At 71.2% G+C, this 16,735-nt stretch carries 13 protein-coding genes, 3 pseudogenes and 1 riboswitch; of the genes and pseudogenes, 6 read left to right on the top strand and 10 right to left on the bottom strand.

The genetic code is table 11. From position 1 onward, the window contains the following. Window positions 1-10: 10 nt before the first annotated feature. The gene (locus GLX30_RS29785) at window positions 11-682 is read left to right on the top strand and encodes a pyridoxamine 5'-phosphate oxidase family protein (RefSeq protein WP_159694008.1); all 672 of its coding nucleotides are present in this window, start codon (window positions 11-13) and stop codon (window positions 680-682) included. An 83-nt stretch (window positions 683-765) separates the two neighbouring features. Here GLX30_RS29785 and GLX30_RS29780 read toward each other — a convergent pair whose 3' ends face one another. The 3 genes from GLX30_RS29780 to GLX30_RS29770 form a co-directional block, all read right to left on the bottom strand. Continuing rightward, on the bottom strand, window positions 766-1,707 hold the full coding sequence (locus tag GLX30_RS29780; RefSeq protein ID WP_159695322.1) for an EamA family transporter: 942 nt from the start codon (window positions 1,705-1,707) through the stop codon (window positions 766-768). 204 nt (window positions 1,708-1,911) lie between these two features. Further along, window positions 1,912-2,922 (bottom strand): EamA family transporter, encoded by a 1,011-nt coding sequence (locus GLX30_RS29775; protein ID WP_159694006.1) that lies wholly within the window; start codon window positions 2,920-2,922, stop codon window positions 1,912-1,914. Window positions 2,923-3,003: 81 nt separating this feature from the next. Continuing rightward, window positions 3,004-3,633: a Clp protease N-terminal domain-containing protein gene (locus GLX30_RS29770; RefSeq protein WP_244258317.1), complete on the bottom strand. Its 630-nt coding sequence runs from the start codon at window positions 3,631-3,633 to the stop codon at window positions 3,004-3,006. A gap of 257 nt (window positions 3,634-3,890) precedes the next feature. Between GLX30_RS29770 and GLX30_RS29765 the strand changes: the two genes are divergently transcribed. After that, entirely contained in the window at window positions 3,891-4,319 is a 429-nt protein-coding gene (locus GLX30_RS29765; RefSeq protein WP_159694002.1) for an SRPBCC family protein, read from the top strand. 109 nt (window positions 4,320-4,428) lie between these two features. On the opposite strand, the gene GLX30_RS29760 is transcribed toward GLX30_RS29765, so the two are convergent. Continuing rightward, window positions 4,429-5,031, bottom strand: coding sequence for a PadR family transcriptional regulator (locus tag GLX30_RS29760; RefSeq protein WP_159694000.1), 603 nt, complete (start codon window positions 5,029-5,031; stop codon window positions 4,429-4,431). Between the two features lie 136 nt (window positions 5,032-5,167). On the opposite strand from GLX30_RS29760, the gene GLX30_RS29755 reads away from it, so the two are divergent. Then, window positions 5,168-5,989 carry a PhzF family phenazine biosynthesis protein gene (locus GLX30_RS29755; protein WP_159693998.1) on the top strand — a complete coding sequence of 274 codons (822 nt, stop codon included), beginning with the start codon at window positions 5,168-5,170 and terminating at the stop codon, window positions 5,987-5,989. A gap of 69 nt (window positions 5,990-6,058) precedes the next feature. On the opposite strand, the gene GLX30_RS29750 is transcribed toward GLX30_RS29755, so the two are convergent. Next, complete coding sequence (locus tag GLX30_RS29750; RefSeq protein WP_159695321.1) at window positions 6,059-6,859, bottom strand: type II CAAX endopeptidase family protein; 801 nt, start codon at window positions 6,857-6,859, stop codon at window positions 6,059-6,061. A 129-nt stretch (window positions 6,860-6,988) separates the two neighbouring features. Beyond that, a pseudogene (locus GLX30_RS29745) lies at window positions 6,989-8,634 on the bottom strand (glutamate--cysteine ligase). A gap of 335 nt (window positions 8,635-8,969) precedes the next feature. Between GLX30_RS29745 and GLX30_RS29740 the strand changes: the two are divergent. Both GLX30_RS29740 and GLX30_RS29735 read left to right on the top strand, forming a co-directional pair. Then, a pseudogene (locus GLX30_RS29740) lies at window positions 8,970-9,559 on the top strand (hypothetical protein). Window positions 9,560-9,890: 331 nt separating this feature from the next. Beyond that, entirely contained in the window at window positions 9,891-10,097 is a 207-nt protein-coding gene (locus GLX30_RS29735; protein ID WP_279632611.1) for a DUF5999 family protein, read from the top strand. A gap of 83 nt (window positions 10,098-10,180) precedes the next feature. On the opposite strand, the pseudogene gcvP reads toward GLX30_RS29735, so the two are convergent. Continuing rightward, window positions 10,181-13,065 (bottom strand): annotated as a pseudogene (gene gcvP / locus GLX30_RS29730) (aminomethyl-transferring glycine dehydrogenase). Window positions 13,066-13,245: 180 nt separating this feature from the next. Then, window positions 13,246-13,343: riboswitch (glycine riboswitch) on the bottom strand. Window positions 13,344-13,457: 114 nt separating this feature from the next. On the opposite strand from gcvP, the gene GLX30_RS29725 reads away from it, so the two are divergent. Then, the gene (locus GLX30_RS29725; protein ID WP_159693994.1) at window positions 13,458-13,841 is read left to right on the top strand and encodes a PRC-barrel domain-containing protein; all 384 of its coding nucleotides are present in this window, start codon (window positions 13,458-13,460) and stop codon (window positions 13,839-13,841) included. Window positions 13,842-13,930: 89 nt separating this feature from the next. Here GLX30_RS29725 and GLX30_RS29720 read toward each other — a convergent pair whose 3' ends face one another. From GLX30_RS29720 to GLX30_RS29710, 3 genes are all read right to left on the bottom strand, one after another. Beyond that, window positions 13,931-15,424: a DNA polymerase IV gene (locus GLX30_RS29720; protein WP_159693992.1), complete on the bottom strand. Its 1,494-nt coding sequence runs from the start codon at window positions 15,422-15,424 to the stop codon at window positions 13,931-13,933. Window positions 15,425-15,473: 49 nt separating this feature from the next. Continuing rightward, a complete protein-coding gene (locus GLX30_RS29715) occupies window positions 15,474-16,019 on the bottom strand; it encodes a MerR family transcriptional regulator (RefSeq protein WP_244258316.1) in 546 nt (181 codons plus the stop codon). Window positions 16,020-16,254: 235 nt separating this feature from the next. Next, window positions 16,255-16,728, bottom strand: coding sequence for a bifunctional nuclease family protein (locus tag GLX30_RS29710; protein ID WP_159693988.1), 474 nt, complete (start codon window positions 16,726-16,728; stop codon window positions 16,255-16,257). Window positions 16,729-16,735 lie beyond the last annotated feature (7 nt).

Here is a 16,735-nt window from a genome sequence, read left to right as displayed (position 1 = left end):
CACTAGTGCAATGGAGACGGCAATGCCGGAGACCGCGGAAGCCCCGTACGAGCCGACCGAGCGAACGATTCCCACCCGATCCCGGGAGCGGGCATCGTACGACCGCGAGCTGGTGCACTCGATACTCGACACGGCGTACGTCTGCCACCTCGGGTTCGTCCGCGACGGAGCCCCGGTCGTCCTGCCGACGCTGTACGCCCGCGTCGGCGAGCGGCTATACGTCCACGGGTCGACAGGGTCGCGCCCCCTGCGGATGGCGGGCGAGGCGGACGCGGGGCTGCCGGTGTGCCTGACGGTGACGCATGTCGACGGCCTCGTCCTTGCGCGCTCCGCCTTCCACCACTCGCTCAACTACCGCTCGGTTGTGGTCCACGGCACCGCCCGGCAGGTCACCGACCCGTCGGAGAAGCGCACGGCGCTCGACGCGCTCGTGGAGCATGCCGTCCCCGGTCGTTCCACCGACTCCCGCCCGGCGAACGCCAAGGAACTGGCGGCGACGGCGGTGCTCCGCCTCGATCTGGCAGAGGTGTCGGCGAAGACCCGCACGGGCGGCCCGAACGACGACCCGGCCGATCTGGACCTCCCCTACTGGGCGGGCGTCGTCCCCGTCACCACCACCCGCGGCCTGGCGGACCCCTCGCCGGACCTGTCCCCGGCCACGCCGCTCCCCGACTACCTCTGACGCGCCACACCGCGCCGGTCACGAGAAGCGGCCCTGCCGAACGGGGGCCGGCAGGGCCGCTTCTCGTGCCCCGAGGAGTCGCCTCACGCAGTGGCCGGCACCCGCCTCCGGACCACGGCGCCACGCGCCTCCGCCGCCGCGAGACCGGCGACCGCCGTGAGCAGCAGCAGCGTCCCCGCCACCGTGGCCGGCGTCAGGCGCTCGCCCAGCAGGGTCACCGCGATGACCGCCGCGCTCACCGGCTCCAGCAGCATGATCACCGAGACGGTCGCCGCCCTGACCACGGCCGCGCCCGCGAAGTAGAGGGCGTAGGCGAGCGCCGTCGGCACAGCCGCGACGTAGACCAGCAGGCCGAGCACCCTGGCAGCTTCCGCCGTGTGCGGCAGCAGCCCCTCGCCGAGCGCCATCGGCAGCAGCCCCACGGACCCGATCGCGAAGGCCCACGCGGTCGTGGACAGCGAGTCACCGCCGCCGCCGTCCCGGCCGAGCCACCGCGTCAGCAGCGTGATCGCCGCGTATCCGGCGGCCGACAGCACGGCGAGCGCGACGCCGGACGGCTGTACCTCGGCGCCCTGGCCGCCGAGGACCAGGACGCCGAGCCCTGCCAGCGCTCCCGCGACGGCCAGGATCCCGCCGCGGCCGAGCCGCTCCCCCATGGTGAGCCGTGCCCCCACGGCGATGAGCACAGGACCGGCGCCCAGCGTCACGACGGTGCCGACGGCAAGGCCGGTCGCCTCGACGGCCGCGAAGTAGGCGCTCTGGAAGACGGTGAGGCCGACTCCCGTGGCGACGATCCGCAGCACCCTCCGCCGGCGCGGTTCGGCGGGCTCGGTGGTCCCCCGGCGACGGCGGGCGCGCATCGCGAGGACGGGAAGCAGCAGCAGGAGCCCGCCGAAGCACCGCCAGAACGACAGGGCGAGCGGCCCCAGATCGCTCACCGCGAAGACGAGTGAGGCGGCGGCGCCGGCGGTCCCCCAGGCGAACCCGGCGAAGACGAGAAAGGTCAGACCACGGCCCACGGACATGATGGCGGGCACGCCGACAGGAGTTGAAGAGGAATTCGACACGTGACTTCTCCGTATGAAGAACGGGACGGCTGATCGCTCGGCTCAGTCACACGGGCAGTACCGACCGCTCGGGGAAGACACCCCGAGCCAGGTCTTCTTGAGAACGTCCGCCCGCGCTAGGCGGCGGGAGGCGGAAGTACGGTCGAATGCATGATCGCCACCCTACGGCGCACGGTGGCCGGCGGGCAACTCCCCCGCGACCGACCCGTCGCCGGCCGCCGCGGGCAGGGCTTCCGGCCCACCCGCCGCCACCGGTCCGGACGGCGGCCGGGGCGCCTGGGACTGTGCGATGAACGCCCCGAACAGGACGACCGCGCCACCGAAGATCTGCGGCGCCGAGAGATGCTCACGCAGCAGCACCCATGCCAGCACGGTGGCGATGACCGCCTCCAGGCACGCGACGACACCGGCCACCTGCGGCGAGAGCCTGCGCACCGACACGACACCGGTGACGTACGCGAGCACGGTGGCGATCAGCACGATCCACCCCAGCAGCAGCGCGGCCGGGAGGGCGGTTCGCCCCATGTCGGCGGTACCGGCGAGCAGCGACCAGTCCATGCCCCACGGCCGGGCCACGACCGTCAGCACCACGGCGCCGATGAGAAGGCCGTAGGCGATCACGCCCAGCGGGTCGGGGGCGTCGTCGCCGTCGCCGCCCTGGTCGGACAGGACGAAGTAGCCCACCTGACAGCAGGCGGCGCCGAGGGCGAGCAGCAGCCCGAGCACGTCGAACCGCAGGCCCGCCCAGACCTCGACGACACACGCGAGGCCCGCGACCGCCAGCACGACGCCCGCGGCGGCGGCCCTGGTCACCGGCCTGCGCTGGACGAAGCGGACCCAGCCGAGCACGAGCGCGGGAGCCAGGTACTCGATGAGCAGTGCGACGCCGACGGGGATGCGGGAGATCGCCGCGAAGTAGCACGCCTGCACGCCCGCCACGGCCAGCAGCCCGAAGCCGGCCAGCAGCGCGGGCCTGCGCCTCAGCAGTCCGCGGTGACGCCAGGCCAACGGGAGCATCACGAGCGCGGCGCCCGCGACCCGTAGCCACACGACATGGAGCGGGTCGAGTCCCGCCTCGATCAGCGGCTTGGCCGCGACACCCGATCCACCGAACGCGAACGCCGAGCCCAGGGCGAGTCCCAGGCCGGCGCTCCTTCCCTGAGACGCTTGCATCGGCACATCATGTCAGCAGCCGTCAGCACCGTCATCCCTGTGACACATGTCGAGACGCGTCCTGGCCGCCCTCGAGAACCCCTACGCGGCGGGCCCTGCGGACACCTGCTCCGCGATCCGCGCCGCCAGCAGCGACACGTCGATCCCGGCCCTGCGCAGCACTTCTGCGGCCCGGCAGTCGCGATCAGCGGCGATGCGGGCCAGCACGTCGATCCCTTCGGCCCGGGTGTCACCGCGCTTCCTCGCCCTGGCCAGCGCGCCCACCAAGGCGGCCACGGCCGACGGCGACCAGCCCGGCAGGTCGGGCAGCGCGGCGCCGGCCTGCCCGCCGGGCGCCTGGGCCGTATCGGGCGCTACGGCGTCCCGCCACGGCAGCCACGGCGCACCCCCCTCGCGCACCACCGGCAGCGCGCCCGAGTCCTCGACGGACCCCCTCCAGGCGAGCCCGTAGCCGATGCTGCGCTGGACGAGGTAGCCGAGCACACGCGCCACGTGCGCGGGCGACCCGAACGCCGCCCGGACCCCGGGGTCCTGTTCCATCAGGGAGTGAAGGAGATGGGCGGTGTCGATCTGCCTGTCACCGTCGCGCAACACCCGCCTTCGGGCACCGGCGACCACCGAGGCCAGCTCCACGGTGAGCGCGGCTTCGAGATCGGCACGGACAGGGGCGGCAGGGTGCTGCCGGGGCAGCCACGGGGCAGGACTTCGCACGTCTTCCACCTCATCAGGCATCCGCGGCCCGGGCGTCCACGCGGGGAAGCATTTGGGCATCCCACCGGAGTTGGGCACACCCGGGCGATTCCTCCTCCTTACGGAGGAGAAGGTGCCGGCCTTCCCTGACTCGTCCCGTGCGTCCCGCCGGTGACGACCGGCCGCACCACACGAATCTGACGAGCCATCAGTATTGAATGTTCCCGCACGCACGACTACGGTCCGCGCACCGGAACCCGACATGAAGGGGTGGTCGCATGGCCGAAGTCAGCGCCGAGGCGCGCATCGAGGCACCGGCCGCGAAGGTCTGGGCCCAGCTCACCGACTTCGCCTCGTACGGCCGCTGGAACGCCACCCACACCAGCTTCCCCGAGGGCGGCCCCGAACCGCTGGAGACAGGTGCCACCTTCACGGAGAACATGAAGCTGATGGGTTTCCCCGCCGAGGTGACCTGGACCGTGGAGGAACTGGAGGCCGAGCGGGTGCTCGCCATCAGGGGCAAGGGGCCGATGTCCGTCGTCGTCGGCACCCGCTACTCGCTCACCCCGGCCGGCGGCGCGACCGACGTGCGCATAGACGGCGAGTTCACCGGCGCGGCCGTCTCGCTCATGGCCGGCAAGCTGAAGGACTCGGCGACCGCGGCGCTCGACGAGTCGCTCCGCAAGCTGGGCGGACTGGTCGCCTGACCTCGCCCACGCCCGGCGGGCCGGTCGCCCGAGCGGCCCTCGCCGACGGAGCCGGTCGCAAGGACAGCAGAAGGGCCCCGCACTGACGCGGGGCCCTTCGCACCTTGGCTCAGTGCTCGTCGGCCAGGATCAGGTAGAGCTTCTTGCGGGCCTCGTTGATCACGGCGACGGCCTTCTGCCGCTGCTCGGCGCTGCCCGACTTCCAGACCTGGCCGAACGCCTCCATCAGACCGAAGCCGGCCTGCCGGATCTCGTTGACCGTGTCCCAGTCGACACCGCGGCCGGCCTCCTCCCAGGGAGCCTCCGGCCCCGATTCGGCCTCCGCACGCCCGGTGTCGGTCAGCGTGAACAGCTTCTTGCCGCCGTCGCTCTCGCTGACGATCAGACCCTCGTCCTCCAGCATCTGGAGGGTCGGATAGACGGACCCGGGGCTGGGCTTCCACGCCCCGCCGCTGCGCTCGTCGATCTCCTGGATCATCTCGTAGCCGTGCATCGGGCGGATCTTCAGCAGGGCCAGGATCGAGGCGCGCACATCGCCGCGCCGCGCCCTGCCCCGGCCGCCGCCACGCCCCCGGCCACCACCGAAGGGCCCACCGAACGGCGGCCCCCAGGGCCCGAACGCGGCGCGACGGCCCTCGTACTCACCCCAACCGTGATGGCCGGGCCCGCAGTGTCCGCGGCCGCCTTCCGGCCCGTGCTCATGTGAACGCATCGCTACGCTCCTTCCATCGTGATCAGTCGCGATGCTTCAACGATATATCGGAAACTATCGAACGACAAGGGCCACCGGGCCGCCGACCCCGAATTGGCCTTGGCCTGCCGGTTCACCGGAGCTCTACGGTCGGCCCATGCGGATTCGAATCGTCGACGCCTTCACCGACCGCCCCTTCGCGGGCAATCCCGCCGGAGTGCTGCTGCTGGACTCCACCGGATTCCCTCCCGGCACCTGGCTCCAGCAGGTCGCCGCGGAGCTGAACCTCTCCGAGACCGCCTTCGCCCACCCCCTGCCCGCCGGGAGCGACGCGGACTGGGCACTGCGCTGGTTCACGCCGGCCACGGAGGTCGACATGTGCGGCCACGCCACGCTGGCCACCGCACACGTGCTGCACACGACGGGAGCGGCGACGGGCACGCTGCGCTTCACCGCGCGTTGCGGCATCCTGCGGACCACCGCACACGAGGACGGCACGGTCACCCTCGACTTCCCCACGGCCCCGCTACGAGAGGTGGCGGTCCCCGACGGCGTCGCCGAGGCGCTCGGCGCGAAGGTGCTCGCCGCCCATGACACCGGGCCCCACATCGGGGACCTGCTCGTCGAACTGGCCGACGAACAGTCCGTACGCTCCCTGGACCCCGATTTCGCCGCCCTCGTGGCGCATTCCGAGCGAGGCATCATCGCCACCGCCGCCGCGGCGGACGCCTCCACCGGCTACGACTTCGTCTCCCGCGGCTTCTTCCCCCGGGTCGGCATCGACGAGGACCCGGTCACCGGAAGCGCCCACACGGCGCTCGCGCCCTTCTGGTCCGCGCGCCTCGGCCGCGACGAGCTGACCGGCCTCCAGGCCTCGGCCCGCTCCGGCCTGGTCCGCACCGCCCTGCGCGGCGAGCGCACCCTGCTGACCGGGCGCGCGGTGACCGTGATCGACGGCGAACTGCTCACCACTCCCTGAACGCACCACGACCGAGGGGGTGCACGGCGTCTGCCGTGCACCCCCTCGGTCGCGCCGCCCGGCCGTCGGTCACGGCGTGGGAAGCCAGTCCACCTTCCCGGACAGCAGTCCGTATCCGACGAAGGCGACGATGTCGAGCAGCGCGTGCGCCGCCACCAGCGGCCCCACCCGGCCCCACCTGCGGTACAACAGGACGAAGACCACGCCCATCACCATGTTGCCGATGAACCCGCCGATGCCTTGGTACAGGTGGTAAGAGCCGCGCAGCACCGAACTCGCGACCAGCGCCGCCATCGGTGTCCAGCCGAGCTGATCGAGCCTGCGCAGCAGGTACCCGACGACGATCACCTCCTCCACCACGGAGTTCTGGATCGCGGAGAGGATCAGCACCGGATACTTCCACCAGACCTCGGGCAGCGCCTCGGGCACGACGGTGAGATTGAACCCGGAGGCCCTCGCCACCAGATAGAAGGCCAGCCCCGCGCTCCCGATGCCGGCGGCGACGAGCGCGCCGCGGCCGATGTCGGACCAGGGCCGGCTCCGGTCGAAACCGATCGAGGAGAGCCCGGCGCGCTCCCGGATCAGCAGATGCGCGACGAGTGCGACGGGCACCAACGCCGACGCGATCCCGAAGAGCTGCCAGGCCAGATCGAGCCACGGCCGCCCCGGCGCGAAGGACCCGTTGAGTGTCGCGGCCTGGTCCTTCAGCCCGCCGGGCTTCGTCAGTGATCCGATGAAGCTGATCAGCGCGGACACGCCACTGGCGCCGAGCGACAGGGCGAGCACGAGCAGCGTCTCCGACCGGAGGGTCCTGCGCGACACCGCCTCCCGCGGAAAGGACCCGGCCGCGTCTCCCGCCTGCGCCTGCACTACAGCCTCCAGTTGCTCCACCGCATGGGACGTCACAGCTTGCCCGACGAACCTACGGCGGTCGCAGCCAGGTCCCGCGCACGCGCCCGGGACCGCGCCGAGCACCGTGCGGCCGCGCGCCCGGGTCGGTCAGGAGCGCGCCCCCGGGAAGCCCACCGGCCATGTGTGCACCGGCTGCCCCTCACGCATCAGCTCGCAGTAGCGACGGGTCATCGCCGCCAGCGCCACCTCGCGCTCCAACCCCGCCTCCCGGGCGCGGTGATAGGTGTCCGCCTGCCAGGAGGCTCCGTTCATCCGGCGACGGCACCGCTCCTCGATCACGCCCAGATACAGGTCGCGATCGGCGGGCGCCACGTTCCACGCGTCGAGACCCGCCGCGGCCAGCGGCAGCAACTCGTCCCGGACGAGCTTGACGACCGGCACCCGGGTGACGCCGCCACGGCCCGGGCGGGGCCACTGGAGCTCGGCGTCGATACCGTGCCGGCACGCGGTCTCGAAGTTCTCGTCGGCGGCGGCGAAGGGCAGCCGCGTCCACACCGGACGAGCGTCCTCCGCCAGCGCTCGCACCAGACCGTAGTAGAACGCGGCATTGGCGATCACATCGGTCACCGTCGGGCCGGCGGGCAGCACGCGGTTCTCCACCCGCAGGTGGGGGACGCCGTCGACGACCGCGTACACCGGACGGTTCCAGCGGTAGATCGTGCCGTTGTGCAGGACAAGCTCCTGGAGCCGCGGCACTCCGCCGTCCTCGAGGACCCGCAGCGGGTCCTCGTCGTCGCAGAAGGGCAGCAGCGCGGGGAAGTACCGGATGTTCTCCTCGAAGAGGTCGTAGGCCGACTCCACCCAGCGCTCACCGAACCAGGTCCGCGGGCGGACCCCCTGTGCCTGGAGCTCCGGCGGGCGGGTGTCCGTGGCCTGCTGGAAGAGCGGCGGCCGCGATTCGCGCCACAGCTCCTTGCCGAACAGGAACGGCGCGTTGGCGCCGACCGCGACCTGCACGGCGGCCACCGCCTGCGCCGCGTTCCACACGTCGGCGAACCGGCCGGGGGTGACCTGGAGATGCAGCTGCACCGACGTACAGGCGGCTTCCGGCGCGATCGACGCAGACGTGCACGTGAGCCGTTCCACCCCTCGATGTCGAGGGTGAAGTCCTCCCCGCGGGCCGCCACGATCTGATCGTTGAGCAGCATGTAACGGTCCACGTCGGAGAGGTTCGCGGACACCAGATCCTGCTGCGCCAGCGTCGGCAGAATGCCGATCATCACGATCCCGGAACCGAGCTCCTGCGCCTTGCGATCGGCATATCCCAGCCCGGTATGCAACTCCTCCGCCAGCTGATCGAGCACACGACCGCCCAATCGGTGGGGAACGATGTTTACTTCCAGATTGAACATGCCGAGCTCGGTCTGGAAATCGGGGCTGGCGATACGGGAGAGAACTTCGGCATTCATCATCCGAGGCATCCCGTCGGCGCCCGCGAGATTCAGCTCTATCTCGAGCCCCATCAGATTCTTGGGCCGGTCGAACCTCTTCTCCGCCAGAAGCCGCCCCAGGGCGGCCAGGCACTGTTGCAGCTTGCCTCTGTACCGCTGCCGATCGGACAGGTCGAACCGGCCTGCCTCGACCTTCTCCCCATCGAAGCGTCCCTCCTCGAGTGGGTCCACGTGGCGAGGACCGCTCACGTCACGGACGATAATGCCCAGCCTCATTGATCCATAACGTCCCGCGCGGACTCTGCGGCCGGTAGGCTGGACACAGACGCCCGGCAGGCACATTCCACCGGCATGAGGCGAACCGCAATTGCAGGCATGGACGGCGGCGAAAAACACAGACTGGATTCGGCCTACCGCGTCGGAGCCGAAACCGCAGGCCCGCGGCCTCGACAGCACGGGAAAGCAGCAGAAATGCCGCATGAAACGGGCTGGTTCACGCCTTGCCCGAAATACCCTCGACGGGTAGCGGAAACATTACGTGAACACGCGTCGTATAAACTCCGCGAGGGCGGTGAGTTCGTATCCGGTGTCTTCCGGCCGCTGGCCGCCCCGCACGCAGACAGTGACGTCCGCACCTTCACGCTCCACCGTGTCTCCTGAGTGAGAGGCGACCCACCATGCCGCTGCTTGTCCCCCCGGCCCCCGCGCCTGCCCTGCGAAGCGTCCTCGCGGCACTCGGTTCCCCCACAGCCGTCCGCGAGGCCCGAACCCCGCTCTGAGGTCCGTCCAGGGGCCCCTGAGTGCCGAACTGCCGCTGCCGGTCCATGTACTGGACCGGATCGTGCCGAGCGGCCGCACCCCGCACACCAGGCTCACCGGCTGGCGTTTCCTGATCCGCAGCGGCGACCGCACCGTGGCCGCCGCGGACACCATGCTGACGCCGGACGGCTGGACCTTCTCCCACTTCTTCGAGGGCCCCTACCTCGACTCGACCGAACGCGCCCTGCGCCAGGCCGAGTCGACCGGGACGCCGTTCCAGCCCAGACTGCTGTCCGTTCCCGAGCTCTACATGCTGACCCTCTGGCTGCACGGCGACGTCGAGGCCGACGCCGCGTCCGGCACTCCGCAGCCTTCCGACGTGCTCGTCCCCCTCGCCCCCGCGCCACCGGGCATAGCCGCCCACCGGCCGCACCGGGTCGCGGACCTGCTGCCCCTCATGACCCTGCGGGTGACGCCGGCCCCGCTGCTGGACTCGCCGGCCGCCTGACAGGAGGACACTCCGGACATCACACCCACAGGAGACACCCTGATACGCCCCGCGACCTCCCGGTCGCGGGGCGTATCGGTGCTCCTGGTACTGGCCCGTTTTGACTAGCCCGCCCGGGCCACTGCGAACCACCCGAAAGGACAGCCCGGTTGAACTGAACCGCCCGAGCGGGTGGTGCGTCATCAATCAGTAGGAAGAGCTGCTGTGAAATGCCTGCGGAGCGACCTCCGTAGGTGAACACTGGGGACCGACCGACAGATACGGGGGAGCGGCCATGAACACCTCATCGAGCCGCACGACACACACCACATCACAGCGAAAGAACCCATCAATGTGCCAGCACCAGCCAGCCTGTCCCACGTCCGACTCCGCCGACCGTGAGGCGGCCCGCCTCGTCGCGCACCATCCGGAACAGGGCTGGAGCCTGCTGTGCAACGGCGTGCTCCTCTTCGAGGACACCGGCGAACTGCTGCCCGACGGCCAGATCATCGCCCCGCGCCGCTCAGCGGCCGCCGGCCCGCTGGTGACCGCCGCCTAGGCCTCTTCGGCAACACGGGAAACAGAAGGGCCGGCCCGGAGAACTTCCGGACCGGCCCCGACGCATGTGCCGCGCGACTCGCGTCAGTTGTCGTACTCCTCCAGCGGCGGGCAGGAGCACACGAGGTTACGGTCGCCGAACGCACCGTCGATGCGGCGCACCGGCGGCCAGTACTTGTCGGCCGCGTTCACGCCCGCCGGGAAGACGGCCTCCTCACGGCTGTAGGCGTGGCCCCACTCGCCCCGAGCGCGGACGCCGTGTGCGGAGCGTTGCGCAGCGGGTTGTCGTCGGCGGACCACTCGCCCGACGCGACCTTCTCGATCTCGCCGCGGATCGCGATCATGGTGTCGCAGAAGCGGTCGAGCTCCGTGAGGTCCTCGCTCTCGGTCGGCTCGATCATCAGCGTGCCGGCCACCGGGAAGGACATCGTCGGCGCATGGAAGCCGTAGTCGATCAGACGCTTGGCGATGTCGTCGACGCTGACACCGGTCGCCTTCGACAACGGCCGCAGGTCGACGATGCACTCGTGGGCGACCAGCCCGGCCGGACCGGTGTAGAGCACCGGGTAGTGCGGCTCGAGGCGCTTGGCGATGTAGTTCGCCGCCAACACGGCGACCTGCGTCGCCCGCTTGAGGCCCTCTCCGCCCATCAGCCGCACGTACGCCCAAGAGATCGGCAGGATGCCCGCCGAGCCCCACGGAGCCGCGGAGATCGGTCCCACGCCCGTCTGTGGGCCGGCCGCCGGCTGCAGCGGGTGGTTCGGCAGGTAGGGCGCGAGGTGGGCGCGCACACCGACCGGGCCGACGCCGGGACCGCCGCCGCCGTGCGGGATGCAGAAGGTCTTGTGCAGGTTCAGGTGGGAGACGTCGCCGCCGAACCGGCCCGGCTTGGCGAGGCCCACGAGGGCGTTGAGGTTGGCGCCGTCGACGTACACCTGGCCGCCCGCGTCGTGCACCTGGGCGCAGATGTCGGCGACGTGCTCCTCGAACACACCGTGTGTCGACGGGTAGGTGATCATCAGCACGGACAGTTCGTCGCGGTACTGCTCGATCTTGGCGCGCAGGTCGTCGACGTCGATCTCGCCGTCGTCGGCGGTCTTCACCACGACGACCTTCATGCCGGCCATCACGGCGCTGGCGGCATTGGTGCCGTGCGCGGAGGACGGAATCAGGCAGACCGTGCGGCCCGCGTCCCCGTTGGCCCGGTGGTAGGCGCGGACGGCCAGCAGGCCCGCCAGCTCACCCTGCGACCCGGCGTTGGGCTGGATGGAGACCTTGTCGTAGCCGGTGACCTCGGCGAGGCGCTCCTCCAACTCGTGGATCAGGGTCAGATAGCCCTGCACCTGCTCCACCGGGGCGAAGGGGTGGATCTGGCCGAACTCCGGCCAGGTCACCGGCTCCATCTCCGTGGTCGCGTTCAGCTTCATGGTGCAGGAGCCGAGCGGGATCATGCCGCGGTCCAGCGCGTAGTCACGGTCGGCGAGCCGGCGCAGATAGCGCAGCATCGCGGTCTCGGACCGGTGCTGGTGGAAGACGGGGTGGGTCAGGTACTCGTCGTCGCGCAGCAGCGCGGCCGGCAGGGCGTCCACGCCGGCAGCGTCCAGGGCGTCGATGTCCCCGTCCACGCCGAAGGCGGCCCACACGGCGGCCAGCTGCTCGCGGCCGGTGGTCTCGTCACAGGCGAACGAGACGTGATCGGCGTCCACCAGGTACAGGTTGACCCCCCGCTCGCGGGCGGCGGCGACCACGTCCGCGGCCCTGCCGGGCACGCGGGCGGTCAGGGTGTCGAAGTACGAGCCGTGCAGCAGCTCGACGCCGCCGGCCCGCAGGCCTTCGGCGAGAATCGCGGCGTAGCGGTGGGTGCGCCGGGCGATCGCACGCAGCCCGTCCGGGCCGTGGTAGACGGCGTACATGCCCGCCATCACGGCGAGCAGCACCTGTGCGGTGCAGATGTTGCTGGTGGCCTTCTCGCGACGGATGTGCTGCTCGCGGGTCTGCAGAGCCAGCCGGTAGGCCTTGTTGCCGTCGGCGTCGACGGAGACGCCCACGAGGCGGCCGGGCAGGCTGCGGGCGAACTTCTCCCGGACGGCCATGTAGCCGGCGTGCGGTCCGCCGAAGCCCATCGGGACACCGAAGCGCTGGGTGGTGCCGACCGCGATGTCCGCGCCGAGCTCGCCGGGCGAGGTGAGCAGCGTCAGGGCCAGCAGGTCCGCGGCGACCGTGACGATCGCGCCGAGCTCGTGCGCCTGCTCGATCACGGGCCTGAGGTCGCGCACGGCACCGGAGGCGCCCGGGTACTGCAGCAGCACGCCGAACACGCCGCGCTCGGCGATCTCGGCGGGGATGCCTTCGCTGAGGTCGGCGGTGACGATCTCGACGCCGGTGGGCTCGGCACGCGTCTCTATCACGGCCACGGTCTGGGGCAGCGCGTCCGCGTCGACCAGGAAGACGCCGTTCTTGACCTTCCCCACCCGGCGGGCGAGCGACATGGCCTCCGCGGCGGCCGTGCCCTCGTCGAGGAGCGAGGCGCCGGAGGTGGGCAGCCCGGTCAGGTCGGCGACGACGGTCTGGAAGTTGAGCAGGGCCTCGAGCCGGCCCTGCGAGATCTCGGGCTGGTACGGGGTGTACGCCGTGTACCAGGCCGGGTTCTCCATGACGTTCCGCAGGATGACCGGCGGCGTGAACGTCCCGTAGTAGCCCAGGCCGATCATGGGCGCGAGCACCTGGTTGCGGTCCGCCAGGGTGCGCAGCTCCGCGAGGACGTCCGCCTCGGTGCGGGCGTCAGGGAGGTCCAGCGCCTCGGCGCTCTTGATGACGTCCGGCACGGCGGCGGCGGTGAGCTCGTCGAGGGAGCCGTAGCCCACATGGGCGAGCATCTTGGCCTGGGCACCGGCGTCGGGCCCGATGTGCCGCTGCTCGAACGGAATCCCTCGCTCCAGCTGGGAGAGCGGAATGCGGTTGGCGGTCATGGTGGGAGGCCTCCTGGTCTTCGCGACCTGCGAGGGGCATCACGGCACGGATGCCCGGACGGCCTCCCCCTCTGTCATCTCGACCTGAGAGCTTCACCGGGCGTCACGAAGCGACATCCCGGCTTTCACCGTCGGTGAGAGCGGATGCCGTCCGACGCCCGCTCTGCTTTCCAGAGTGACCTCGTCCGTGCGGTACAGGTGCCTGAGAGATTCCGGGGAGGATTTGCTCCTTCGGCGCCTCCGGACGTCTCTCCGGAGGACTCTCCCGCACAGGGTCAGCGGCCGTTTGCCAGGGTACCAGCGTGCACCACACCGGATCGCTCGAGTGGCCGACACCCGGATTGTGGACTTCTGTAGTCGTTGGAGAGCAGCTGCGACCATTTGGAGGGACCGTGCAGACCGACATCGATCCGCGCAGCCTGATCGGCCGCAAGGCGTTCGACCGCAACGGCATCAAGATCGGAACCGTTGACGAGGTGTACCTGGACGACGCCACGGGCGTGCCCGAGTGGGCAGCCGTGCGCACAGGTCTCTTCAGCCGTGACGCCTTCGTCCCTCTCGAACCGAGCGAGCTCGTCGACAACGCGCTGCACGTTCCCTACGAGCGCGCGCTGATCAAGGACGCACCCGACTTCGGCGTGGGCCGCCATCTGTCCCCCGAGCAGGAGCTCCAGCTCTACCACCACTACGGGCTCGACCTCTCCGGACCGCCTCCCGCACCGGCGCCCGCCTCCGGCGACCGGTCCTTCGGCCGGGTCGCGGGCCAGGAGGACTGACCACCGCACTCCGGCGTCACCGGAGCCCGGCCGCAAGGCATGGCCTCTTCCACCGCCGCGTTCCTGTCGCCTCTCCCCCGCCGCGCCCGTCAGCCCGGACGCCGGTCCGGGACGGGCTCCGGGATCGACGCCGGACCCTCCTGACCGCTCCCGCCGCCGGCCCCGGTCTGCGGCGGCTCCTGCTGCCCGGCGGGCCGCACCAGCGGCAGTGGGTCCGCGGCCTCCAGATCCTCGTCGTCCACCCGGAACGTCCGCACCCTGCCCGGCGCCGACCACGGCTCCTCGAACCGCACGGTGACCCTGCCGACGCCGCTGCCCTGGACCCAGCCGGGCCCGTACGTCGCATGGCGCACGTCCTGCCCGGCCGCCCAGCGCCGCTCCGCCGGGTCGGGCCGCCCGGGCTCGGTGCCGTGCGGATCGCCGGCCTCGGACACGGCGCCCTCCGGCACGGTGGGCGCACCCTCCTCGGGCCCGGCCCCCGCGGCCGCCTGCGCCTCGGCCTCCGCCTCCGCCGCCGCCTGCGCGAACAGGTCCTCCTGGGTGTAGTCCGCGAGCCCTGTCACTCCCACACCGAGCAGCCGTACGCCGCCGGTGGTGTCCACCGACTCCAGCAGCCGGCCCGCTGCCTCCCGCACCACAGTGGGGTCGTCCGTCGGCCCGCGCAGCGTCTCCGACCGGGTCAGCGTCGAGAAGTCGTACCGGCGCACCTTCAGCACGATGGTCCGGCCGGAGTGGCCGCTTCCGCGGAGCCGCTGCACGCACCGGTCGGCGAGCCGGTCCACCTCGAGCCGCACCCGCACCCGGTCGTGCAGGTCCACGTCGAAGGTGTCCTCCACGGACACCGACTTCGCGTCCCTCTCGGCCACTACGGGCCGGTCGTCGTGCCCCATAGCCATCCGGAACAGGGCTGCCCCGTGCGACCTCCCGAGCAGGCGTACCAGCTCGTCCTCGCCCGCCTCCGCGAGGTCCGCGACCGTGGTCATGCCGGCCCGCCGCAGATGTTCACCGGTCGCGGGCCCCACACCGGGCAGCGTCCGGACGGGCATCGGCCCGAGCAGGTCCCGCTCGGTGCCGGGATCGATCAGCACCAGGCCGTCGGGCTTGGCCTGCTCGGACGCGATCTTGGCGATCATCTTGGAGCCGGCCAGCCCGACCGACCCGGTGAGTCCCGTGACGGCCCGGATGTCGGCGCGCAGCCGCTCGCCCGTCGCACGGGCCGTCGGGGCGTCATGGGCCGCGCCGCCGGCCTCCAGGTCCACGAATGCCTCGTCGAGGCTCAGCGGTTCCACGAGCGGCGACAACCGCCCCAGCAGCTCCATGACCTGCTCACTCACCGAGCGGTACAGCGAGAATCGTGGTACGAGACAGGCCGCGTTCGGTGCGAGCCGTCTCGCCTGCGCCATCGGCATCGCCGAATGCACACCGAAGCGCCGGGCCTCGTAGGAAGCCGTGGCCACCACTCCGCGGGGACCGAGTCCGCCGACGATCACCGGCTTTCCGCGCAGCGACGGCTTCGCCGCCTGCTCGGCGGCGGCGAAGAAGGCATCCATGTCGAGATGCAGGATCGTCGGCGCGGTTCTCACATGTTCGATGCTCCCCCACAGCACTGACAACGGGGAGTGGCGAGCGCCGTCAGACGGCCCGGTCGCGTCTGCGTCTGGCCAGCTCGTCCGCGGGGTTGTGGCCTACCAGGGTCTCCCCCGTGTCGATCCGTTCGCCGTGCAGCTGCGACAGCGCCGTCTCGACGTCCCGCCACACGACGCCCACGGCGATCCCGAAGACACCCTGGCCGCCTTGGAGCAGGCCGACCACCTCGTCGGGCGACGAGCACTCGTAGACCGTCGCGCCGTCGCTCATCAGTGTCATGCGTTCGAGGTCCCGGAACCCTCTGGCCCGCAGGTGCTGGACGGCCGCCCGGATGTTCTGGAGCGCCACTCCGGTGTCGAGGAAGCGCTTGACGATCTTGAGGACGACCACGTCGCGAAAGCTGTAGAGCCGCTGGGTGCCGGAGCCGTACGCGGGTCTGACGCTCGGCTCGACGAGACCCGTGCGCGCCCAGTAGTCGAGCTGCCGGTAGGTGATCCCGGCGGCGGCGCAGGCCGTGGGCCCGCGGTAGCCGATGGTGTCGGTGGAGGGCGCGGCTGCGCTGTCGTGCAGCGGGTACGGCCCGCTTTCCACCGGACCGGGTCCGGGGCCGCCCCCAACCGTACTGTCGCCGCTGCTTCTCACGCCGACCTCCGTCCTTGACCTGCCACCTCGAAGGTAGGGAGTCACCGGGGGTGCGTCAACGATCGCCACACTCGGCACGCCGAGTGATAATCACCCTGAGAGTGGTTTCCCGTGACCCCGTCCGGGGAAAGGCTGCTCGAATGCGCCGACGCGGGAGCGGTCCGCCCACGCGTCGGCGGAACCGTTACTGGTTGCTGGACCCGAAGTCCTCGGGGGAGATCTGGTCGAGGAACTCGCGGAACTTCTCCACCTCGTCCTCCTGCTCGTCCGGGATGGCGATACCCGCGTCGTCCAGCACCCCGTCACTGCCGTAGATCGGCGTACCGGTGCGCAGGGCAAGCGCTATCGCGTCGGACGGCCTGGCGCTCACCTCGATCCCGCTCGCGAAGACCAGCTCCGCGTAGAAGACGCCTTCGCGCAGGTCGGTGATGCGGACCTGGGTGAGTTCTTGGCCCACCGCCTCCAGCACGTCCTTGAAAAGGTCGTGGGTCAGCGGCCTGGCCGGTGCCATGCCCTGCTGGGCGAAGGCAATGGCGGTCGCCTCCCCGGGACCGATCCAGATGGGGAGGTACCGATCGCCTCCCACTTCACGCAGGAGCACGATCGGTTGGTTCGAGGGCATTTCGACCCGGACACCCACAACGTCGAGCTCGTTCACACAGCAA

Origin of the sequence: Streptomyces sp. Tu 2975 (assembly GCF_009832925.1) — a bacterium.
Taxonomy (GTDB): domain Bacteria; phylum Actinomycetota; class Actinomycetes; order Streptomycetales; family Streptomycetaceae; genus Streptomyces.
The sequence above is the reverse complement of the archived record's forward strand: the minus strand, read 5'-3'. Positions and strand labels throughout refer to the sequence as shown.